Genomic DNA, 23,289 nt, shown 5'->3' on the forward strand with positions numbered 1-23,289 from the left:
ATGGCAAAAGAAAAGTTTGAACGCGTAAAACCGCACGTAAACGTAGGTACAATCGGCCACGTTGACCACGGTAAAACTACCCTAACTGCAGCAATCACTAACGTACTTGCAAAAGTATACGGTGGTGTAGCGAAAGACTTCGCATCAATCGATAACGCTCCAGAAGAGCGTGAGCGTGGTATCACAATCTCAACTTCACACGTTGAGTACGATACACCAACTCGTCACTACGCACACGTAGACTGTCCAGGACACGCCGATTATGTTAAAAACATGATCACTGGTGCTGCTCAAATGGACGGCGCAATCCTAGTAGTTGCTGCGACTGACGGTCCTATGCCACAAACTCGTGAGCACATCCTACTTTCTCGTCAGGTTGGTGTACCTTACATCATCGTATTCATGAACAAATGTGACATGGTTGACGACGAAGAGCTACTTGAGCTAGTTGAGATGGAAGTTCGTGAACTTCTTTCTGAGTACGACTTCCCAGGTGATGACCTACCTCTAATCCAAGGTTCTGCGCTTAAAGCGTTAGAAGGTGAGAAAGAGTGGGAAGACAAAATCGTTGAGCTTGCAGAAGCACTAGATTCTTACATCCCAGAGCCAGAGCGTGACATCGATAAGCCATTCATCATGCCTATCGAAGACGTATTCTCAATCCAAGGCCGTGGTACAGTTGTAACTGGCCGTGTTGAAGCTGGTATCATCAACGTGAATGACGAAGTTGAAATCGTAGGTATCAAAGAAACTACGAAGACAACGTGTACAGGTGTTGAGATGTTCCGTAAGCTTCTAGACGAAGGTCGTGCGGGTGAGAACATCGGTGCACTTCTACGTGGTACTAAGCGTGAAGACGTTGAACGTGGTCAAGTACTAGCTAAGCCTGGTTCAATCACTCCACACACGAAGTTCACTTCAGAAGTATACGTACTTTCTAAAGATGAAGGTGGTCGTCACACGCCATTCTTCAAAGGTTACCGTCCACAGTTCTACTTCCGTACAACTGACGTAACAGGTGACGTACAGTTACCAGACGGCGTTGAAATGGTAATGCCTGGTGACAACATCAAGATGACTGTAGAACTAATCGCTCCAATCGCGATGGACGAAGGTTTACGCTTCGCTATCCGTGAAGGTGGCCGTACAGTTGGTGCTGGTGTTGTAGCAACTATCGTTGAGTAATATCAACAGATAGAGCTTCACAGCTTATAAAAAGGTCGCCTAGGCGGCCTTTTTTAATGCCTAAAGAAAATGAGTTGAGCATCCACTCATTATTATTACTACTTTTTATTCCTCTAAAACTAATAGCTTAACTTACCACTAGACTTCCTCTTTTGTTTCATCATTTCGTCATGAAAAGTCACTTTTTAAGTAACAAAACGGTTTTACCATAACCGCGCTGATTACTCTTGTGCAGTTTAGTTAGCACTCTAACTCTTTAAAAAATAACGTACTAACGGAACGTAACGATGAAAATTAATAAAATTGCCACTGCAATTGGCTTAACGTTGGCATTATCAGCCACCGCCAATGCGGGCGTGTTACCAGATAGTCAAAAACAAAATGATTGGTATAGTGCCGCAGAAGCTAAAGTAACAAAAAAAGAAGCGGCAGCTCAGGCTGAGCAAACGTTTAAAGCAAAAAATGTCATTCTATTTGTTGGTGATGGTATGGGTATCTCAACGCTCACTGCATCCCGTATCATGGCAGGGCAAATGGAAGGTAAAACGGGTGAAGAAGGCTTACTCAGCTTTGAGGAATTCCCTTACTCAGCGCAAATTAAAACGTATAACGTTGATGCACAAACACCTGATTCCGCAGGCACTATGACGGCAATTATTTCAGGCGTTAAAACGGATGTGGGTGTTATTGGTGTTAATGAAAATATTGTGCGTGGCGACTGCTCTACAGTTGCTGGTAATGAGTTAATTACGGCAACAGAGCTAGCTGAGATTAAGGGCTTGGCTACAGGCGTTGTTTCTACAGCACGTATCACACACGCAACACCAGCAGCGACCTATGCAAAATCGGCTGATCGTAACTGGGAAGATGTATCAGATATGCCAGCTGCTGCGATAGAAGCTGGTTGTGAAGACATAGCCTCACAACTCGTTAATTTTGAGAAAAATTTAGAAGCGCGTTTTGTTGGTACGGATGTCGATGGTCTTGATGTGGTAATGGGCGGCGGTCGTCGTCACTTCTTACCAAAAGATGTGTCATTTAATTCGGCTGATGCTGTCAGCAGTGTTGAAGGTGACCGTACCGATGAGCGTGACCTAACTGCTGAATGGCAAGCAATGTACCCTGATGGCAAGTATGTGATGGACCAAGCTGGTTTCGATGCACTGGTAGGCGACGAGAAAAAAGTCTTTGCACTGTTTAACGAATCACATATGCAGTATGAAGCAGATCGCGATAATGACGTTGCAGGTGAGCCTTCACTTTCACAAATGACAACTAAAGCAATCGATATCTTGAAGAGTAATGAAAAAGGCTTTTTCTTAACTGTTGAATCAGGTCGTATTGATCATGCTCATCACGCAGGCAACGCTTATAACGCGTTAAACGATACTATTGAATTTGCTAAAGCGGTTCAATCAGCAGTCGATAACACGAACCCTGAAGAAACGTTAATCCTAGTTACCGCTGATCACAGCCATGTATTTACGATTGCTGGCTATCCTAAGCGTGGTAATCCAATTCTAGGTCAAGTAGTTGCTGTTGGTAGCGAAGAGCCAAGTCTTGCTGCAGATGGCATGCCTTATACCACCGTTGGTTATGCAAATGGTTTAGGATTCCGTGATTTAGGCGATGAAACTGATGCAGATGCATCATACAACGACGCTGCTTTTGCTGGCCGCGCTGATTTAGTGGGGGTTGATACGACAGCACCAGGTTATCACCAAGAAGCCATCGTGCCGTTAAGTTCAGAGACACATGCTGGTGAAGATATTTCATTGCATGCGAAAGGTCCAGGTGCGCAACTTGCGCAAGGGGTTGTGGAGCAGAATGTAATTTTCCACATCATTAATCAAGCTCTCGAACTAATTGAAGAATAATGGCGACGACGATGAAAAAACTAAATTTAATTTCTCTTGCTGTAGTAGTGGCATTAGCGGGTTGTTCTGATGATGATGACAACTCACCAAAAACGTTAACTGTTGAAAACACACTCGCTGTGGGGTCAGAGCAGTGTGTAAACGGTGGAACAGAAACGCTAACTGGCACCGATAGCAATGATAACGGTACGTTAGACTCAGCAGAAGTTACCGAAACAACTTTGTCATGTAATGCACCGGCAACCACTTTAACAGCAGCACAACTAGCGCCGCTTACAGATAATGACTGGTTTAAAGAAGCGCAAGCCAAAGTGGCTACTAGCGAAGAAAACATTGCTGCAGTTGCGAAAGACTCAGGTAAAGCGAAAAACGTGATCCTGTTTGTAGGTGATGGCATGGGTATTTCGACCGTGACTGCTGCACGTATTATGGCAGGTCAGCTAGAAGGTAAGCTAGGTGAAGAGCACCAACTTAGCTTTGAAGCCCTACCGTTTTCTGGTTTTGCTAAAACCTATAACGTGGATGCGCAAACACCTGATTCAGCGGGCACGATGACGGCAATGGCATCAGGTGTAAAAACCGATGCAGGTGTTATCGGCGTTGATGAAGATATCGAACGTGGTAACTGCGCAACGGTTGCGGGTAATGAGCTGGTAACAGCGACGGAGCTTGCTGAGATTGCTGGTAAGTCGACAGGGATTGTATCGACTGCGCGTATAACGCACGCAACGCCTGCTGCAACGTATGCAAAATCGGCTGATCGTAACTGGGAAGATGTATCAGATATGCCTGAAGCTGCAGTTACTGCTGGCTGTGAAGATATTGCATCGCAGTTAGTGAACTTCGAAGCGAACTTAGAAGCACGCTATGCAGGCCTAAATGTTGATGGTTTAGAGGTTGTGATGGGCGGCGGTCGTCGTCATTTCTTACCTAAAGACGCTACATTTAACTCAGCAGATGCTGTGAGCTCTGTTGAAGGCGACCGTACCGATGGTCGCGACCTAACCGCAGAATGGAAAGCGAAATACCCAGCGGGTCAGTATGTGATGGACCAGGCAGGTTTTGATGCAATCAATGCAGATACAACAGAGCGCGTATTTGGTTTGTTCAATGAATCACATATGCAATACGAAGCAGACCGCGCCAACGATGTTGCTGGTGAGCCGTCACTTTCTGAAATGACCGCAAAAGCAATTGATGTACTCGATAACAACGACAATGGTTTCTTCTTAACTGTTGAAGCAGGTCGTATTGACCATGCTCACCATGCGGGCAATGCATACAATGCATTAAGCGATACTGTTGAGTTATCAAAAGCAGTGCAAGTTGCCCTTGATAAAACCAGTATTGAAGACACGCTAATCATCGTAACAGCTGACCATAGTCACGTATTTACCATTGCAGGCTACCCTAAACGCGGTAACCCAATTTTAGGTAAAGTGGTGCCAGTGGGTAGTGATGAACCATCACTTGCCGCCGATAATATGCCGTATACAACGGTTGGTTATACCAATGGCGGCGGTTTCCGTGACCTAGGTGATGAGACCGATGCTGACGTAGGTTATAACTTTGCGCCAGTGACAGGCCGCGTTGATTTAACTGATGTTGACACAACAACACCAGGCTTCCACCAAGAGGCTGTTGTTCCACTGGGTTCTGAAACACACGCTGCAGAAGATGTGGGTGTGTATGCAGTAGGCCCTGGCGCGCATTTAGTAACGGGTACTAATGAGCAAAGCCTTATTTTCCATGTAATGGATTATGCCGCTGACCTTGTTAAACAAGCCGATGCTAAATTAGCACAATAATGAGTTTTTGGGAGGCTCTGAGCCTCCCTTACTCTGTAAGTTATTGATAGAAAAACGTAGATAAAAAGAGAATACCGTGAAAGCAGCTATCTTAATTGCCACATTAATGAGTCCACTCGCCGTTGCTGACCAATGCAACATGAATACAGGTTTTACGCAAGCTAACTACAAAGTCACGACGGATACTATTACTAAAAAGCAGCATACAGAAAGCACCTTTACCCTTTGGCGTACGCCGCATCAAGTGGCTAAACAAAACCCACAGTTTATTGAATTATGGCAAGAGTTACGGAACCAACAAATAAGACCAATTCGTTATTTTCAAGAAGCTCAACGCGGTATTGAGTATCAACCCTCAGAAGTGCAAGGCAAGCAAGATTGGAGTAGTAAATATCAGTTAGTCAGCGATAAACTTTTAGCCTCAATGACGCACCAGAAAAGTACAGGTGAAGGCTGTGAGCTAACGGAGTATTACACAAAGCAGCAAGGTGAGAGCAAGATAGAGCTAAGCTGGCTTGCAAATCAAAAATTACTAAAATCAATTCGCATTTCAACACCAAGCTATAGTCGTGAAATTGTTTTAACAGCCAGTAATCATAACCAGCAAGAAGTGCAGGCGCAGTTTGCGAAATGGGATAGCTATCAAACGACAGATTACGCAGACATCGGTGATAATGAGAGCGACCCATTCCTTGCAAAAATGATCAACCAAGGCTTTGTTGAGCATGGCGCCAGCGGTTTTTATGATGCCCAAGGCAATCAGTTACAAGGCTCACATAAACATCATCATTAGTAAGAATGATCAGCCATCACAGCTAATGGATTTTAGCTCTTGGTTTTTTCTTATTAACCCCAAGGTTATAGGGTACATGATAATTTTAGGAGTGTGGTGATGACAAAGCATGTTGTGGTAACGGGGGCGAACAAAGGTATTGGTCTTAATTTTTGCAAGCAATACGTGGCTAGAGGGTATCGAGTAACCGCCGTTGTTCGCATCCCAAGTGAAGAGCTTAAAGCATTAGATGTCAAAATTATTAGCGATATTGATGTAGCCAACGCCGATGATGTTACCACTTTAGCGAGTCACCTTCATGGTGACAAAATTGATATTTTGATTAACAACGCAGGTGTTTTTCATAATGAAACTTTAGACGACATGGACTTTAGCGCAATTGAAAAACAACTTCATGTGAATGCCATCGCCCCTGTTCGAGTCACCCATGCATTACTACAAAGTTTGGGCCTTGATGCGAAGGTTGCGATGATCACATCACGAATGGGGTCAATTGCTGACAATGGTTCAGGTGGTTACATTGGTTATCGTATGTCTAAAGCGGCACTCAATGCTGCAGGTGTGAGCTTGGCACATGAGCTTAAAGATAAAAAAATTGCGGTCGGATTATTCCATCCGGGATTTGTGCAAACGCAAATGGTTAATTTTGCAGGTGATATTAGCCCCAACACAGCAGTAGAGCGTTTAATAAAACGTATTGATGAACTAAACCTAAGTAATACCGGAGGCTTTTGGCACTCCAATGGTGAAACCTTGCCTTGGTAAGACTAAGCTCACCTTGTTTAAAAATAGGGTAGTTAGTAGTTAAATTGCTGCTAACTACTGATAACTTTCGCTAATTTTTGAACTTATTGTTTGCTATACTCGTACAATTGAAAGCCATATCGATGTAGAGAGCAGCACATGGAATTAGAGCAAAATAGCGATTTAACTCTTCCCCTTTTTTATTTTGACGAGAACCTTCACAGTCGTGATATTGAGTCCCCAGATTTACTTTTGCATGTCACGCTCAGTGAAGAGTTGCTTACTCAGCTTTGTCAAAACCCTGCGCAAGATAGCAGTGTAGCTATAACGCTGACAGATTACCGCGTTGATGTTATTAGCGCTGATTACCAATCGCTTATAGATACAGAACACGATGCTCAATTAACCCTTGTTCGAGGTCCCTTGTTAAGTGCAATGTTGAGCACTGAAGGGGAGCATAGCTTTGTATCGCCACAGGTCGATATGATGCCAACATTTGATTTAGGTGATGACATCGAAGATAGCGAGGAAGAAGAATGAAAAAGGCCTTAACCACGCTGTTTGGTTTAATATTATTAAGCGGTTGTGCTTATTTAGGGGCAGCGCATTACGATGAGCTTTTTGGTAAAGAGCAGCCTCAAGAACGAGTAGTCGGAGCAGCCTCACCTGAAGGTGTAGAATTTTTAACGGATGTAAAACCTGTGCTTGATAGCCGATGTGTTGTGTGCCATGGCTGTTATGATGCACCGTGTCAGTTAAAACTGTCATCAGTGGAAGGAATTGATCGTGGCCTTAGTAAAGAGCGCGTTTATGATGGGACACGTTTACTTGCTCAAGAGCCTAGTCGTTTGCTCTTCGATGCAGTAAATACCGCTCAGTGGCGTGAAAAAGGCTTTACTCCCGTGCTCAATGAGCGCATTCAAACTGAAGAAGCCAACCTTGCAGGCAGTGTGCTTTATAATGCCTTAGTACTTAAGCAAAGTAGCCCATTACCAGCGCAAGCAATTTTAGGCGATGAATTTGATTTCAGCCTTGATCGCGAGCAAACCTGTACCACAATGGGTGAATTCGATTCATTTGCTAAAGATAACCCTCACAGTGGTATGCCTTATGGTTTACCGGGGATTTCAACTGAAGAGTTTCAGCACCTTGCTAAGTGGTTAAGAAAGGGGGGATATTTAGCTCACATCGAACCACCAGAGCCCGATGTTCTTGAGCAGGTTAAGCGTTGGGAGGCATTTTTTAATCAAGATGATTTAAAAGCCCAGCTAGCTGCGCGCTATATTTATGAACATTGGTATTTGGCCCATATTTACTTCCCTGAGCATGCTGATAAGCATAGTTACTTTAAACTTGTGCGTTCATCAACCCCACCGGGGCAAGATATCAAAGTAATAAGTACTCGTCGTCCTTATGAAGATCCTAAAGTTGAACGAGTTTACTATCGCTTAATGCATGATCGCTCAACTATTTTAGCGAAAACGCACCTGCCTTTAGCACTTAATGATGAGAAGCTTGAACGTATACGTTCGCAATTCATTGACGCTGATTACCAGGTGAGTAAACTTCCGAGTTATAAACCTGAAGTTGCATCAAACCCATTTAAAGCATTTTCTGCAATCCCTGTTAACTCACGTTATCAATTTATGCTTGATGAAGCTGAGCTGATAATTATGGGCTTCATTAAAGGGCCTGTATGCCGAGGTCAAATAGCCTTAAATGTTATTAATGATCAATTTTGGGTAGCCTTTGCAAAGCCTGAAATGGCAGCTACACCTAAAGTGGGTGAGTTATTATTACAGCACGAAGATGCACTTGCATTGCCAGCTGAGGAAGAGAGTAATGCTTTACCAATTTCAAGCTGGGTAAAATACTCTAAACGTCAAAACCAGTATTTGTCAGCAAAAGTCGCGTTGGCCAATAAAATGTTTGAAAATGGCCAACATTTAACAACAGACCTACTTTGGCAAGGTGACGGACATAACCAAAATGCGGCGCTAACAGTATTTCGTCATTTTGATAGCGCAACGGTTGTCAAAGGTTGGATAGGCCAGCAGCCAAAAACAGCGTGGGTGCTTGATTATGCGTTGTTTGAACGTATTCACTACTTGCTGGTGGCAGGCTTCGACGTGTATGGCAATATAGGCCATCAGTTACTTACCCGTTTATATATGGATTTTTTGCGTTTAGAAGGTGAAGCGAATTATTTGGCATTGCTACCAGAGGCTAAACGTAAGGAAATTAAAGCGCAGTGGTATCGTAAATCGCCACCTAGCTTAACTAATTTCTTTGAAGATGAGTTGTCGTTTAGCCAGCCAACAGGCGTTGATTATAAAACATCAGATCCGCAAGCAGAGTTGTTCACTATGTTAAAAGCAAAGTTGCAGTCTGTTTTGAGCCCCCGATTTGACTATACAAAGGTACCAGAGCCGTTAGCCAGTATTAATCATTTACCTGTAAAGGCAGTGAATCTATTGCCACAAATATCGTTTGTGTTAGTAAAAGATGGCACTGATAAACACAAGGCATACACACTTATTCATCATAACGCTCACTATAATATTTCGAGCTTGTTGAATGAAGAAGGGCAACGTGCTTATGCGGAAGACACCGTCACTATTGTGCCTGGTTTTATTGGTGATTACCCTGAAGCTATTTGGTATCTACATAATGAACAGCAAGTTTCTGCGTTTGCATCTGGGCTTGCAAAGGCAACGGATGAAGCTGCATACCGAGATTTAAAAAGTGAGTTTGCAATTCGCCGAACCCACCCGCAGTTTTGGCAGTACAGCGATATTTTGCATAAAACGGCAAAAGAATACCGTGGTGTTGAGTTTGGCTTATTCGATTACAACCGCTTAGAGAATAGGTAATAACGAGTAAGTAGTATGATTTATAGAGCCTATCGCTGTAGGCTTTATAAATCTTTTTATACTACACTGAATATAAAAAATACTTGAGTCGGATATGTTAGATCTGGTTGTAGATATCAGAAAACGATATCGCTGGGGATTGTTGGCAATCGCCATTTTAATTTCGGTATCTGTGTCTTTGATGCAGTATCTACTTTATATTCAAAAAGGTGATGCGCAAGTTATTAACATCGCTGGTAAACAGCGCATGTTGTCACAAAAAATAGCGCTTTATGGAAATGCGCTTATCTTCGAAAAATCAGGGCAAACACATCAGCATCGCATGCTATTGCAGCACGCTGTAGAGCAATTCGTGGCGGGCCATCAGTTTTTACTTCAAAAAGATAGCAGTGGACAGTTTCTTTATTTAAATGATGCGCTAAAGGCTCACTATTTCTCTTCTCCAACACAACTAGATTTGCACGTTAAGCAATACATCAGCAAAGCGCAGCAACTATTAAATAGTCGCTCTAATTATGGCACTCAAGGTCGCTCCCCATTTAGTAGTGAACATTTAGAAAAGCTTTTAATGGATTTAGATGAAGCTGTTTATCTGTTAGAGCAAAGCGCTGTTACCAAGGTAAAAGTCATTTCTATATTAGAGGTTATTTTTTGGATTATTGCTATTGGGCTACTGATTGTGGAGCTTATATTTATCTTCAAACCAATGGAAAAGCTCATTGCAAAAACAATAAAACAATATCAGCAACAAAAAGAAGTTGTAGAGCGTGTTAGCCACAATAAAGAACGTTTTATAGCCCGCGCCAGTCATGAATTTAGAACACCATTGCAAGGACTGACAGCGTCAATAGAGGCGCTGGATATTAATGATACTCAGCAACTCACAAAAAAGCAGGCTTTATACTGCGTAAATAGGTTAGTCTCAATGCTGGATGAGCTACTTGATTTGCAGAAGCTTACTACAGGGGAGTGGCAGCTGAATTTAGCACAAGGGAATTTATTAACTAGCCTTAAGCAGGCCGTTACTCCTTTTGAATATGCGTGTAATGATAAAAAAATTACTTTTACGATTAACTTTGCAGAATCAGTAAACAAACAGGTCATTAGTGATCATGGGCGACTCCAACAAGTATTTGCAGAGCTTGTAAACAATGCTGTCAAGTTCACTCCAACACAAGGGCGTATAGCGGTTACCGCCAGTTGCCAAGGAGAGAAAGGTTTTGTATTTGAGGTGCAAGATAATGGTAAAGGGTTTGACCACTCATCCAGTGATTTTTTAAATGACGAGCAAGATGCAGAGCAGCATTTTCAAGGTTTAAAAACGGGACTGTTCAGGGTAAAACAAATTATTAAAGCGCTTGAAGGGGATATTCAGTTTTTTAATGTCCAGCCCCATGGTGTGAAAGTTGTGGTTAAGCTAGCCTTTAAGCAAGCACCTAAAGAGGCAGCTAAGGCATTATTACCTAGTAACTTGCATTGTTTGATTGTTGAAGATAACACTTTAAATGCGACAATATTGGGCCGTATTCTGAGCCAATTTAATTATACTTATGATATAGCGCCAAACGGTTTAATCGCGACAGATATGACCGAAACTAAGCCGTATGATGTGATATTTATGGATCTTAACATGCCAGTGATGGATGGCTTTCAAGCAATTGACATAATTAGAAATGAGCAATGTCAACTGACGCCTATTTTGGCTGTAACAGCCAATACCTCCAGTGAAGATTTGCAACGCATCTATGCGTTAGGTGCAAACCTTCACTTATATAAACCAATAACAGCCGAAACAGTAGAAAAAGCCTTGACGATTATGTTTGCTGAAAATAGAGCAGAATAAGCGCCATTAAAGGTTTTAGTTACTGACTTTTATATCGCCGACGCCCACCTCAACATCAATCTCAAATTGCCCATTCCCACTATACTGTGAGTGTGAACTGACAATTTTTCTGCTTTGTTTTGCTTCATTTAGCATGCCACGAATTTTTGTATCACCCACACCTGTTTCCAGCTCAATACGTTTGTAGTCATCAAGTGCACTATCGATACGCACAGCTCCCACTCCAAGCTCAATATCCACAGAGTTACTTGTATCATTTATTTCAATGTCACCCACACCGAGCTCTACATCAATCGCCATTGTGTTGGGCATTTTTACTAACCAATTTTGTTGAATGTCATCGTTATCTAGCTTTAAGCTCAGTGAGCCTGTGCTTTGTGAGTGACTTAGTTTAATATCTGATAAGTCCATCTCAGAACCAAACCAACCTGTATCGTTTTTGGGTTCAATACGCACTGTGACCACCACTTCGCTGCCTGCGTAGTTTTGTACTTCTAAGCTGCCAACTGGAAAATCGATTTCAAGCTGGCTTGCGCCATTAATTGTAAAGGTGTGATTGAGCTCTCGTGAATCTTTTGCTGTAGAGTCTGAAGTTGCCAGTATTAGACCTATTGCAGCCACACAAAGTAATTTTTTCATTGTTTTTTCCTGTAAATGACATTTTATACCTTAGTCGCAGCTGTATTCAAAAAAGGTTTAAACGATTTTTAATTTTTTATTGAATGGGGTAACGTCAAGCTAACGGTAATTTAGAATGAGGATTCAACGTGCAACAAGTGCAGTTGGTTAATGTTAGAGCTAGCCTAAAGGGGCAGGGTAATGATGTTTATTATTTAGATGAGCTTAATATCAATGTATCGCGATTGCAGCAATGGGTTTTACTTGGTGCGAATGGCGCGGGTAAATCAGCGGTGGCTGCTGCTATTGCTGGCTTTGCAAAAATAGAACAAGGCCACTATGAGAATAACTTTGAGCGAATTGCATTGGTCTCGCCAGACAGCCAAAAGCAGCTTCTTGCGGCTGAGCTAAAAAAAGATCAAGATGACATTGTTGATGGTGTTACTGCCTCTAGCACCGTTTACGAGATTATGATTGCTGGCCGTGATGAGCAACAGTTTGATGGTAAGTTGCTACAACAATTAATTGCCATGTTTGATTTTAAAGATAAGCTTAGCAAGGCGTTTCGCGATTTATCAACCGGAGAAACCCGTAAGCTATTGTTAATTCAGGCTTTGATAGGGAGGGCAGATTTACTTGTGCTTGATGAGCCGTTTGATGGCTTAGATGTCACGGCAATGGCCGAACTTAATCAGTTACTCGCAGAGCTTAGTAAAACAACAACCCTCATTTTTGTACTCAATAGATTAACTGAAATACCTGACTTTGTTGATCACTACGGCTATGTTAAAGAAGGTCATGTGGCTCAGCAATTAGCAAAGCCAACAACCGAGCAGCGCGATGATTTACTAAAGCTATTGCATCTCACTCATACGGAGTTACAAATACCTAACGCAGATACTGATCATCAAGCACCCCCGCTCACAGAACCCATGCTGGTAAGACTAAATAATGCTTCAGTGAGTTATGGTGGTGAGGCAGTTTTTGAAAACCTAAACTGGCAAATAAACCAAGGCGAACATTGGCAGTTAACCGGCAAAAATGGCTCAGGAAAAACCTGCTTGCTGAACCTTATCACTGGCGATAACCCGCAGTGTTATAACAACGATATTAAGGTGTTTGGTTTTCAGCGTGGCAGTGGTGAGAGTATTTGGCAAATTAAACAGCACATTGGTTATATCTCTAATGCGCTGCATATGGATTATCGGGTTAGTATCACTGCACTCAATACCCTTGTATCGGGTTTTTATGACAGTATTGGCCTTTATCAAAAAGCCACTGATAAACAGCTAGAAATTGCTACCAAGTGGTTAGCTTTGCTGGGTTTAAGTGACAAAAAAAATAGCTCTTTTAGTCAGCTATCCTTTGGTGATCAGCGATTATTATTGATTGCGAGGGCGATGATAAAACACCCTAATTTATTAATTTTAGATGAACCTTGCCTTGGCCTTGATGAAGCAAATAGGCAGCGAGTGCTATTACTGATAGAAAAAATCTGCGCCGCAGGGACAAGTACTGTCGTGTACGTTAATCATCATGCAAGTGACAAAATCACAGGTATTGAACACTATTTAGAGATGGCTGATTTCACAAAAAAAGCGCCATAAAAGGCGCTTATAAAATTTGAATTTGATTATAGAACATTTAGATACGTGTAACCGTGAAGCCTTTATCGGTTAGCTGCTTTAGCAAACCATGTTGTTCAGGCAAGTGCAAAGCACCAACGGCAATAAATAGTTTTTCTTTGCCGATACGCGATGAAAGTTGCTTTACCCAATTATTATTGCGATCGATTAGCATTACTTGCTCACTTAGTTCACCATATTGAGAATCATCAAAGCTTTCGTTATAAAACTTTGCTAGCGTTTTCATATCGCCAGATTTCCACGCATTGATAAGGCCAAAAAAGTAAGTGTCGACATCAGCTAGCTGCTCAAATGTTTCTTCAATCATCTTATCGTTCATAACTGCTAAATGAGTAAACATTTCCATTTGTAGCTCAAGAGTTTCTAATTCACCGATAGGTTTATTGTGTGCTTGCGCATAAGCAAGTACTTGTTTGTCGATGCCGTATTGATCTGAAAAACCAACGTTTTGGAACTCCATTTGCATCATGGTGACCATCACAGCCCACGGTGCTAAGTTTTTAAACATTGCGATATCTATAGACTTATCGGCAAAGTATTTTTGTAGCTTATTGAAGTTATCTACAGAAAGCTCTGATTGCAGTGTTTTTCCATCTTTAAGCATCATAAAAGGCAGTGAACGACGCTGCATTTCGGTTGCTGAAATAGTGCTGATATCAACCTCAACAATAACTTTATCACTGCTCTCAATTGCAGATGTAACCTTCTTTGGTAGACCTTGCATGCTTTTATCACCAACATGCACAGTGCCAAATAAATAGGACGAAATGCCGTTTTTTTCTATTTTCCATAGTCCCGGCTCTGCCAATGCACATTGGCTAAAACCAAGTAATAGCACCATAAAAAACAGAGCATTAAAGCGCTGAATGAATCTCATAATTTTCCCTTTCAAATTGTGACTGTTTTCAATACTAAACTAATTTTCCATAAGCAGTTAAATTAAATCGAATGAAAGCAGAAAAAATACGGGCTTAGAGCTAAAAATTAATCAGCCATAGAATAGCTAATAAAGAGGTATGACATTTCCATATTTGTTTAAAAGTGAAATATAAACCCCTTATTAACTATATTTTGAATATTAATTCCCTTTTAAGTGTTTTTTGTATGTTTTTTTGAATTAATTTTATTGTTGACTTGAAGGGCTTAGCGCGGTACTAATAGAAAAAGGCAGCGGGATGGCTAGATTTCCGCTACAAATGAACAAAATTTGGTTACAGATAAATGCTTACAAACAAACTTTCTCTAATTCTGATTAACGTCGTGGTGATTATTATTACCGCGGGGGCTAGTTAGTGCTTAGAGAAAAGTGAAGCATTTAAAAAGCCCCCCGCACTTAACAGTCCGGGGGGCTTTTTTGTTTTAAGGTTTGAGTCGCAGCAAATACACAATGTCACTGAGGAATGAGGATTTACGATGACAGGCGCAGAATTAACAATCGATTTATTAGCCAAACATGGCGTTAAGGATGTTTTTGGTTACCCAGGCGGTGCCATCATGCCTATTTACGACGCTTTGTACGGTGCGCCAGTCAAACATTATTTGACGCGTCATGAGCAAGGGGCTGGTTTTGCAGCAGTAGGGTTTGCCCGCAGCACAGGTAAGTTAGGTGTGTGCTTTGCAACATCAGGCCCAGGTGCGACTAACTTAATAACAGCCCTTGCTGATGCGATGATGGATTCAGTGCCATTGCTTGCTATCACAGGGCAAGTACCTACCGCAGCGATAGGCTCCGACGCCTTTCAGGAAGTGGATGTGTTAGGTATGTCGTTATCATGCACTAAACATAGTTACATGGTTGAAAGAGCTGAAGACTTAGCCGAAATCCTACAAGAAGCCATCCACATAGCACAAAGCGGCCGCCCAGGCCCTGTGTTAGTTGATATCCCCAAAGACATCCAAATGGTGCAAGTACCATTCCACCCTTGGTTAGCCGCCGAAGATTATTTACCAAAATTAGACGCAAACCAAGTTGCTATTGCCAATCAAATATTGAGTGAAGCGCAGCGTCCTGTGGCGTATATCGGTGGTGGTGTACAAGCGGCCGATGCGCAAAATGAGCTTATGCAGTTTTTAGAAAAAACACATATGCCTGCGGTATCGACGTTAAAAGCGCTAGGCAGCGTATTACCTGATTATGAATATGATCTTGGCATGCTAGGTATGCATGGCGGTAAAGCGGCTAACCTAGCGGTGCAAGAGTGTGATGTTTTGGTTTGTATCGGTGCTCGTTTTGACGACCGTGTAACTGGCAATTTAAGCAAGTTTGCGGCAAAAGCAAAGGTTATTCACCTTGATATTGACGCGGCAGAGGTTGGTAAGCGTAAGCCTGCAAAAGCATCATTAGTGGCAGATTTAAAAACGTCATTACCGCAGCTTGATTGTTTTGTTACACCAGATGAGTGGTTAACGCACATCGAAAGCATGATGAAAGAGCATGCATGGCGTTATGACTATCCGGGCGAAAAAGTGTTTGCCCCTTACTTATTAAACCAGCTAAGCCAAAAAATGCCATCAACGGGTGTTGTATGCTGTGATGTGGGTCAGCACCAAATGTGGGTGGCACAGCACATGAAGTTTAGCCACCCAAGTAATCATTTAAGTAGTGGTGGAGCGGGTACCATGGGTTTTGGTTTACCAGCCGCTATCGGCGCGCAAGTTGCGCGCCCAAATGATTTTGTGATCACGGTCTCGGGTGATGGCTCAATCATGATGAACATACAAGAACTGGCAACAATTCGCCGTAACAATCTGCCAGTTAAAATTCTAATCCTAGATAACCAGCGCTTAGGCATGGTACGTCAATGGCAGCAGCTATTTTTTGAAGGTCGTTATTCTGAAACAAACCTTTCAGATAATCCTGATTTTGTGCAGTTAGCAGCGGTGTTTGGCATTCCAGGTCAAACTATCACTAAAGCAGATGAAGTTGATGCTGCGGTTGATGCGTTAGTAAATAGCGAAGGTCCATATATTCTGCATGCCTGTATAGATGATAAAGAAAATGTATGGCCGCTTGTACCGCCCGGTGCTGCCAATGATGAAATGATGACGGAGACAGTAAAATGAAACACACCCTAACGATTGCACTAAAGAATCAAAGTGTCGCGGTAGAGCGCTTTTTACGCGTTGCACGTCATCGCGGCTTTGACCTAACAACCATGAATTTAGAAATGGCTGATGAAGCGTTTCACGTCACTATGACGGTAGACAGCGATAAGCCGATTTATCTACTAACATCACAATTAAATAAATTGGTTGATGTTAAACACGTTAATGTTGAAAACCAATTTCAACAACAAGCAATCTAGTAAAAAATCAACAGGTAACTAGAGCAATCAGGTTGATGCTTTAGTAGAAATAAATTAGGAATGAGGAAGTCAGTGGCATGCCACTGCAACAACTGAGGTAATTATGGCTAAATTAAGAAGTGCAACAACAACAGAAGGTCGCAAACGTGCAGGGGCGCGTGCTTTGTGGCGTGCAACAGGGATGACAGATAAAGACTTCGGTAAGCCAATTATCGCTGTTGTTAACTCATATACTCAGTTTGTACCAGGGCACGTTCATCTTAATCAACTCAGTGAGCTAATGGCCGAAACCATCACCGAAGCGGGTGGTGTACCAAAAGAATTTAATACCATTGCAATCGACGATGGTATCGCAATGGGTCATGGCGGTATGCTGTATTCACTACCGTCGCGTGACTTAATTGCTGACTCTGTGGAATACATGGTTAATGCACACTGTGCCGATGCTATGATCTGTATTTCTAACTGCGACAAAATCACCCCAGGGATGATGCTAGCAGCACTGCGTTTAAATATTCCGGTTATTTTCGTATCAGGTGGTCCAATGGAAGCGGGTAAAACACGCCTTGCTGATATCGACATTAAACTTGATTTAGTGGATGCCATGGTAAAAGGCGCTGATACCACAGTAAGCGATGAAGACTCTGAAAAAGTAGAGCGCTCTGCGTGTCCTACTTGTGGTTCATGTTCGGGCATGTTTACTGCCAACTCAATGAACTGCTTATTAGAAGCGATTGGTTTAGCACTGCCGGGTAACGGTACCACACTTGCTACGCATAAAGACCGTAAACAACTTTATGTTGAAGCGGGTGCGCGCATTGTTGATTTATGCCGTGAGTATTATCAAAAAGATAATGCAGCAGTATTACCACGCGCTATTGCTAATCGCACCGCCTTTATGAATGCAATGGTGGTTGATATTGCCATGGGTGGTTCATCAAATACGGTTCTACACTTATTAGCTGCAGCGCAAGAAGCGGGTGTTGATTTTGATATGTCGCACATCGATGAGCTTTCTCGCAAAACACCTTTCCTTTGTAAAGTAGCACCCGCAACCAATAAATATCACATTGAAGATGTACACCGCGCTGGTGGCATGATGGCAATTATCCGTGAATTAGGTAAGGCTGGCCTTGTCGATTTATCGGTTGATCACGTGGCAGGTCATACTATGGCCGAAATGGTGGCTAAATGGGATGCGACCGATCCTAATAATGAAGTGGCGCAAAAATTCTATAAAGCAGGCCCTGCCGGTATCCGTACTACAAAAGCAATGAGCCAAGAATGCCGCTGGCCTGAACTTGATAATGACCGTGAAAACGGCTGTATCCGCAGTGTTGAAAATGCCTTTCGTCAAGATGGTGGCTTAGCTGTACTTTCAGGTAACTTAGCTCTTGATGGCTGTATTGTTAAAAGTGCCGGTGTCGTTGAAGAAATGCTGCACTTTGAAGGCCCCGCAGTTGTATACGAATCACAAGATGATTCGGTTGAAGGCATTCTTAACGGTGAAGTGAAGGCGGGTGATGTGGTTGTTATTCGCTACGAAGGACCAAAAGGCGGCCCAGGCATGCAAGAAATGCTGTATCCAACGAGTTACTTAAAATCAGTGGGCTTAGGTGAAAAGTGTGCGCTTATCACAGATGGCCGTTTCTCGGGTGGTACATCGGGTTTATCTATTGGTCACGTTTCACCAGAAGCAGCAAGCGGTGGTGCAATCGCCTATGTTGAAAATGGCGATAAAATAGTAATTGATATCGCAACCCGTGAAATCACCCTAGCCCTGTCTGATGAAGAGCTTGAAGCACGTAAACAAAAGCAACTTGCACGTGGAAAAGATGCTTATAAACCACTGGACCGTGACCGTTATGTATCACCAGCACTGAAAGCGTATGCATTACTGGCAACCAGTGCAGACAAAGGAGCTGTTCGCGATTTAGCAAAACTTGAGGAGCTTAGTTAATTATGGTTTCTCAAGAGCTCGATTATTTTCGCGCTATCATCCAAGCGAACATGGAGCCGCTTGCAAAAGTCACTGAGGTCAGCGAAATGGCTGATCTTAGTGCACGGCTAGGCAACCATGTGTGGCTAAAGCGTGAAGACCAACAACCGGTTTATTCATTTAAACTTCGTGGTGCATTTCATAAACTGAGCAAGTTGCCAAAAGGCTCTGATGTGATCACTGCCTCAGCGGGTAACCATGCGCAAGGCGTGGCACTCAGTGCCTCATTTTTAGGGCATAAAGCAACGATTGTGATGCCAGTTACAACACCAGAAATTAAAGTGAATGCAGTACGTTCACTCGGTGGTGAAGTGGTATTACACGGCCATCATTTCGATGCTGCAAAAGCCCATGCTTTAGAGCTGACAGAGCAGCGTAATGGGGTGTTTGTGCCACCGTTTGATGATCCCGATGTGATTGTTGGCCAAGGTACCGTTGCCCGTGAATTAATGCAGCAACTGAATGACCTTGATGCTGTTTTTATTCCTGTTGGCGGTGGTGGTTTACTTGCGGGCATGGCGGTGTACATTAAGTCGTTACGTCCTGATATTAAAGTCATTGGTGTTGAAGCTGACGAGAGTGCTTGCCTAAAAGCAGCGCTTGAAGCAGGCAAGCCCGTTGAGCTTGACCGTGTTGGCAGCTTTGCAGATGGCGTAGCCGTAAAAGTTATCGGCACAGAAACATTTCGTTTAGCGCAAAAGTTTTGTGATGAAGTCGTTACTGTTACAGGCGATGAAATCTGCGCCGCAATGCAAGATATCTTTGTTTCGACTCGTGCGATAGCAGAACCTTCAGGTGCGCTATCTACAGCAGGGCTGAAAAAGTGGTGCCAACAAAATGGTGTAAAAGGCTTAAACGTGGCTGCGATTTTATCGGGTGCGAACTTAAACTTTGACCGCTTACGCTATGTTGCTGAGCGAACGGCGCTAGGTGAAAAGAACGAAGCACTCCTTGCTGTGACGATTAAAGAAGAGAAGGGCAGCTTTAAGCAGTTTTGTAACTCGTTAGGTGGCAGAGCTATCACCGAGTTTAATTACCGTTATGCAGGCCCAGGCGAAGCACAAATTTTTGTTGGTATCGCGTTAAGGCAAGGCCAACAAGAGCTCGATGAATTAAAAGCAGCACTGACAGAAAACGACTATACATTTTGCGATCTATCAGATAACGAGCTGGCTAAATTGCATATTCGTTATATGGTTGGTGGTAAAGCGCCAGCCCAACTTCATGAGCGTTTACTTCGCTTTGAGTTTCCTGAGTATCCAGGCGCATTGGCGCGATTCTTAGATACTCTTGGTAGTAATTGGAATATCACTTTATTCCATTACCGTAATCATGGTGGAGCGATTGGTAATGTGCTAGCGGCCTTTGCGATTGAACCGAGTGATTATGAGGTATTCAATGAGCATTTGAACCGTTTGGGATACAACGTTCAAGATGAAACGAACAATCCATGTTTCACTCAGTTCTTAACCAGCCAAGGTCAAGAACTGAGTGAAGTTAAAGCGGCAAATCAGTAGCTAAGTATCATCAAGACTGTTAATGTGCAGTCTTGATTTTCTCTCTATTTTTCCTATAGTTAATGCACGGTTTCAAGCAAGGATGATGCGTGCAAGGTATAAAAAGCCTACTAGGGTTAACTTGTTTATTGCTATCTATGAGCGCACAGTGCGCTGATAAAGTTAGCCTACAACTAAAATGGACTCACCAGTTTCAGTTTGCAGGCTATTATATGGCTGCAAAAAAAGGCTTTTATAAGGAAGCGGGCCTTGATGTTTCCATAATACCTGCCGATCCGAATGCGCCAGATACCTTCCCTAAAGTATTAAGCGGTGAAGCCGACTTCGCCATTACTCACTCAGGCATATTACAAAAGCGCAAACAAGGCGCACCAGTTGTTGCCCTGGGAGCCATACTGCAGTTTTCACCTTACTGCTGGATGGTAAAAAATAACTCAGATATTTTTCAGCCCAGAGACTTTGCCGATAAGAAGCTAAGTAAAATCGGCTCAGTTGAAAACGCTGAGTTGTTAGTGATGTTGCAACGTGCAGGGCTTGATCAACAAAGTTTAATAGCTGCAAGCCATGAAGGGGGCATTGAACAGTGGCTTGCCGGTGACTTAGATGCGGTGCAAGTTTATGTCACCAATGAACCATACACGATGACATTACAAGGAGTGGGTCACCGACTCATTTGTCCACAAAAGTTTGGTTTGAATGTGTATGGCGATATTTTATATACCAGTGAAGCGATGGTAGAAAAAAATCCAGATATCGTTGAGCGCTTTTATCATGCAAGTATTAAAGGCTGGCGTTACGCGTTATTACACTTAGAAGAGAGTATTGCTGTAACTAAACACGATTATGCTACTCATAAAAGCTTACAAGAGCTTGCTTATGAAGCAAATGTATTAACGAGTTATATTAAGCCACCAGGAGTAAATCTTGGCAGTATGTCGATGGCAAAGTGGCGCTTAATTGCTGAACTATATGGCCTAGATCAAACCGAGTTTGACCGCGCGTTTAAACACTTTATGTATCAACATCAAGACGATGGCGGCTTTGAATTATCTTGGATGCTTATTCTAGCTATTGTACTGAGTATTTTATGCATCCCTCTTTATATACGTTTAATCAGCAGTGGTAGGCGTTAAAGGGTGAAAAACTGTTATAATCAGTTTTATTTTTTGTCGTTTAGAAGTTATGACGCTTGCTCAGCAATTTATTGCCTTAGATACGCTGCTTTTTAAAACTCGCCAATACTGGCAATGCACCGCCTTCGATTTTGATGATCTTCCTTGGCCTGAATTAGCTAACTTACTATGGACGCTGGATGACCAACAAGTCAGCAAGCTTGATGCCGATCAGCCAGCTTTATATCGTTATTTTGCTGAGGCAATTGAGGGTATCGACCAGTTGGCTCTGTTATGTGAACTGCCAGCGATCAGTACTGCACGTAGTGAATTTCCGTTTTGGATAAGTAATGGCATTAAAGGTCGTAAATTTGAGCAGCTACAAGACTTTGTTGCAGCGATTAGTCAGCATCCATTAAACCAGCCTGTTTTAGAGTGGTGTGCAGGTAAAGGGCATTTAGGTCGTATGCTGGCATTTAATGGCGCGCCCAGTGTACATAGTATTGAGCTGCAACAACACTTGTGCGACCAAGGCCAGCACAGTGCAACACAACAGCAATTGGCGATGCAGTTTTCACAAGCAGATGTATTAACCGATGACATTGATGGCTTTTTTGAAAGCCAACAGCATGCTGTAGCTTTACATGCTTGTGGTCGTTTGCATCAAACATTTATGCAGCAAGCAAGCAAAGCGAAAACTCAGCAAATAAGCTTTTCACCATGTTGTTATCATTTATTCACAGATAACGCTTATCAGGCAATGAGCGAGCCTGCAAAACAAAGTCAGCTTGCGCTTACTCATCGCGATTTAAAACTGGCGCTGCAAGAAACGGTAACGGCACCGAGTCGCGTAGATAAGGTCAGAAAAACAGAGGTTGAATGGCGTCTTGGATTTGATGCGTTACGTAAATCAATCACTGGTGAATTACACTATGTGAGTGTGCCGTCAGTGAACAAAGCAATCTTCTCTGATTCTTTTGAATCATTTTGTTTATGGGCAGCTGAGAAAAAATCATTATCTCTACCTGAAGGTATTGATTACAATAAGTTTTTAGAAATAGGCAAAAAGCGCAAAAGGGTCACCGAGCGAGTTGAACTCGTCCGACATGTGTTCAGAAGGGCAATTGAAGTTTGGCTCGTGCTCGATCGTGCTTTATATTTGCAACAACAAGGATATCAAGTAACGGTGAGCACGTTTTGTGAGAAACAACTGACACCAAGGAATATCTTGATCCAAGCTAATTATTAAAAACCGTAAAGAGGCGCAATGAGAAAGTTAAAAAATTTATTCGAAAATAATAGACGTTGGGCGGCACGTACGAGCGAAAATGACCCTGAGTTTTTTAAAATTCTATCAATGCAGCAAAATCCAGAGTACTTATGGATCGGTTGTTCTGACTCGCGTGTACCTGCAAACGAAATCGTAGACTTGTTGCCGGGTGAGTTATTTGTTCACCGCAACGTAGCAAATGTGGTTGTTCATACCGATCATAACTGCCTTTCAGTGATGCAATACGCTGTTGAAGTACTAAAAGTGAAGCACATCATGGTTGTTGGTCACTATGGCTGTGGTGGTGTACAAGCGGTATTAAACGAAGCACGCTTTGGTTTAATCGATAACTGGCTACGCCATGTAGGTGATGTAAAAGAAAAACATATCGAACAACTCAATGCATTACCTGAGCAAGAGCGTTTAAATAGCTTGATCGAATTAAACGTTATCGAACAAGTACGTAACGTGTGCCGTACTAACATTGTGCAAGATGCTTGGGCGAAAGGCCAAGAGTTAACAATTCATGGTTGGGTGTATGGTTTAGCAAATGGTCATTTGAACGACCTAGAGTCGGTCGTAACCTGTGCTGAAGAAGCCAGTGATACCTATGGTATTGCAGTAAAGCGCGTTTTTGAACGTGTTGCTGAAAAAAGCTAATACCAAAAGCTAGTTAGATAGAAGAAGGAGAGCTATAAG

Annotated in this window: 18 protein-coding genes; 16 read left to right on the plus strand and 2 right to left on the minus strand. The window is 42.6% G+C overall.

Annotation, left to right across the window (positions count from 1 at the left end; genetic code table 11):
- The 8 genes from tuf to NYF15_RS07900 all read left to right on the plus strand — a co-directional run bounded on the left by tuf (position 1) and on the right by NYF15_RS07900 (position 11,123).
- On the plus strand, positions 1 to 1,185 hold the full coding sequence (tuf, locus tag NYF15_RS07865; RefSeq protein ID WP_062567544.1) for an elongation factor Tu: 1,185 nt from the start codon (positions 1 to 3) through the stop codon (positions 1,183 to 1,185).
- A 287-nt stretch (positions 1,186 to 1,472) separates the two neighbouring features.
- Positions 1,473 to 3,062, plus strand: a complete 1,590-nt coding sequence (locus tag NYF15_RS07870) for an alkaline phosphatase (RefSeq protein WP_130149263.1) — start codon at positions 1,473 to 1,475, stop codon at positions 3,060 to 3,062.
- A gap of 11 nt (positions 3,063 to 3,073) precedes the next feature.
- Positions 3,074 to 4,870 (plus strand): alkaline phosphatase, encoded by a 1,797-nt coding sequence (locus NYF15_RS07875; RefSeq protein ID WP_371353263.1) that lies wholly within the window; start codon positions 3,074 to 3,076, stop codon positions 4,868 to 4,870.
- A 76-nt stretch (positions 4,871 to 4,946) separates the two neighbouring features.
- Positions 4,947 to 5,663 (plus strand): hypothetical protein, encoded by a 717-nt coding sequence (locus NYF15_RS07880; protein WP_240701201.1) that lies wholly within the window; start codon positions 4,947 to 4,949, stop codon positions 5,661 to 5,663.
- A 99-nt stretch (positions 5,664 to 5,762) separates the two neighbouring features.
- Complete coding sequence (locus NYF15_RS07885) at positions 5,763 to 6,428, plus strand: SDR family oxidoreductase (RefSeq protein ID WP_341803413.1); 666 nt, start codon at positions 5,763 to 5,765, stop codon at positions 6,426 to 6,428.
- A 138-nt stretch (positions 6,429 to 6,566) separates the two neighbouring features.
- Positions 6,567 to 6,947 carry a hypothetical protein gene (locus tag NYF15_RS07890; protein WP_371353264.1) on the plus strand — a complete coding sequence of 127 codons (381 nt, stop codon included), beginning with the start codon at positions 6,567 to 6,569 and terminating at the stop codon, positions 6,945 to 6,947.
- The gene (locus NYF15_RS07895) at positions 6,944 to 9,280 is read left to right on the plus strand and encodes a fatty acid cis/trans isomerase (RefSeq protein ID WP_371353265.1); all 2,337 of its coding nucleotides are present in this window, start codon (positions 6,944 to 6,946) and stop codon (positions 9,278 to 9,280) included. Before NYF15_RS07890 ends, NYF15_RS07895 begins: the two co-directional genes overlap by 4 nt.
- 94 nt (positions 9,281 to 9,374) lie before the next feature.
- A complete protein-coding gene (locus tag NYF15_RS07900; protein WP_237120074.1) occupies positions 9,375 to 11,123 on the plus strand; it encodes a response regulator in 1,749 nt (582 codons plus the stop codon).
- Between the two features lie 15 nt (positions 11,124 to 11,138).
- Here the strand turns inward: NYF15_RS07900 and NYF15_RS07905 are convergent, their stop codons facing one another.
- Positions 11,139 to 11,762: a hypothetical protein gene (locus NYF15_RS07905; protein WP_371353266.1), complete on the minus strand. Its 624-nt coding sequence runs from the start codon at positions 11,760 to 11,762 to the stop codon at positions 11,139 to 11,141.
- A gap of 128 nt (positions 11,763 to 11,890) precedes the next feature.
- Here NYF15_RS07905 and modF point away from each other — a divergent pair, with 128 nt between their 5' ends.
- Complete coding sequence (gene modF / locus NYF15_RS07910) at positions 11,891 to 13,348, plus strand: molybdate ABC transporter ATP-binding protein ModF (protein ID WP_371353267.1); 1,458 nt, start codon at positions 11,891 to 11,893, stop codon at positions 13,346 to 13,348.
- 37 nt (positions 13,349 to 13,385) lie between these two features.
- On the opposite strand, the gene NYF15_RS07915 is transcribed toward modF, so the two are convergent.
- Positions 13,386 to 14,264: a TraB/GumN family protein gene (locus NYF15_RS07915; RefSeq protein WP_371353268.1), complete on the minus strand. Its 879-nt coding sequence runs from the start codon at positions 14,262 to 14,264 to the stop codon at positions 13,386 to 13,388.
- 536 nt (positions 14,265 to 14,800) lie between these two features.
- On the opposite strand from NYF15_RS07915, the gene ilvG reads away from it, so the two are divergent.
- The 7 genes from ilvG (at position 14,801) to can (ending at position 23,250) form a co-directional block, all read left to right on the plus strand.
- Positions 14,801 to 16,450 carry an acetolactate synthase 2 catalytic subunit gene (gene ilvG / locus NYF15_RS07920; RefSeq protein ID WP_371353269.1) on the plus strand — a complete coding sequence of 550 codons (1,650 nt, stop codon included), beginning with the start codon at positions 14,801 to 14,803 and terminating at the stop codon, positions 16,448 to 16,450.
- A complete protein-coding gene (gene ilvM / locus NYF15_RS07925; RefSeq protein ID WP_054554110.1) occupies positions 16,447 to 16,692 on the plus strand; it encodes an acetolactate synthase 2 small subunit in 246 nt (81 codons plus the stop codon). The genes ilvG and ilvM overlap by 4 nt, the downstream gene beginning before the upstream one ends.
- A 103-nt stretch (positions 16,693 to 16,795) precedes the next feature.
- On the plus strand, positions 16,796 to 18,652 hold the full coding sequence (ilvD, locus tag NYF15_RS07930; protein ID WP_371353270.1) for a dihydroxy-acid dehydratase: 1,857 nt from the start codon (positions 16,796 to 16,798) through the stop codon (positions 18,650 to 18,652).
- Between the two features lie 2 nt (positions 18,653 to 18,654).
- On the plus strand, positions 18,655 to 20,208 hold the full coding sequence (gene ilvA / locus NYF15_RS07935; protein ID WP_217875637.1) for a threonine ammonia-lyase, biosynthetic: 1,554 nt from the start codon (positions 18,655 to 18,657) through the stop codon (positions 20,206 to 20,208).
- A gap of 137 nt (positions 20,209 to 20,345) precedes the next feature.
- Positions 20,346 to 21,341, plus strand: a complete 996-nt coding sequence (locus NYF15_RS07940) for an ABC transporter substrate-binding protein (protein ID WP_371353277.1) — start codon at positions 20,346 to 20,348, stop codon at positions 21,339 to 21,341.
- Positions 21,342 to 21,390: 49 nt separating this feature from the next.
- Positions 21,391 to 22,569 carry a methyltransferase gene (locus NYF15_RS07945; protein ID WP_371353271.1) on the plus strand — a complete coding sequence of 393 codons (1,179 nt, stop codon included), beginning with the start codon at positions 21,391 to 21,393 and terminating at the stop codon, positions 22,567 to 22,569.
- A gap of 18 nt (positions 22,570 to 22,587) precedes the next feature.
- A complete protein-coding gene (gene can / locus NYF15_RS07950; protein WP_062568501.1) occupies positions 22,588 to 23,250 on the plus strand; it encodes a carbonate dehydratase in 663 nt (220 codons plus the stop codon).
- Positions 23,251 to 23,289 lie beyond the last annotated feature (39 nt).

Origin of the sequence: Pseudoalteromonas sp. 68 DY56-GL68, assembly GCF_041414825.1 — a bacterium.
Classification (GTDB): domain Bacteria; phylum Pseudomonadota; class Gammaproteobacteria; order Enterobacterales; family Alteromonadaceae; genus Pseudoalteromonas.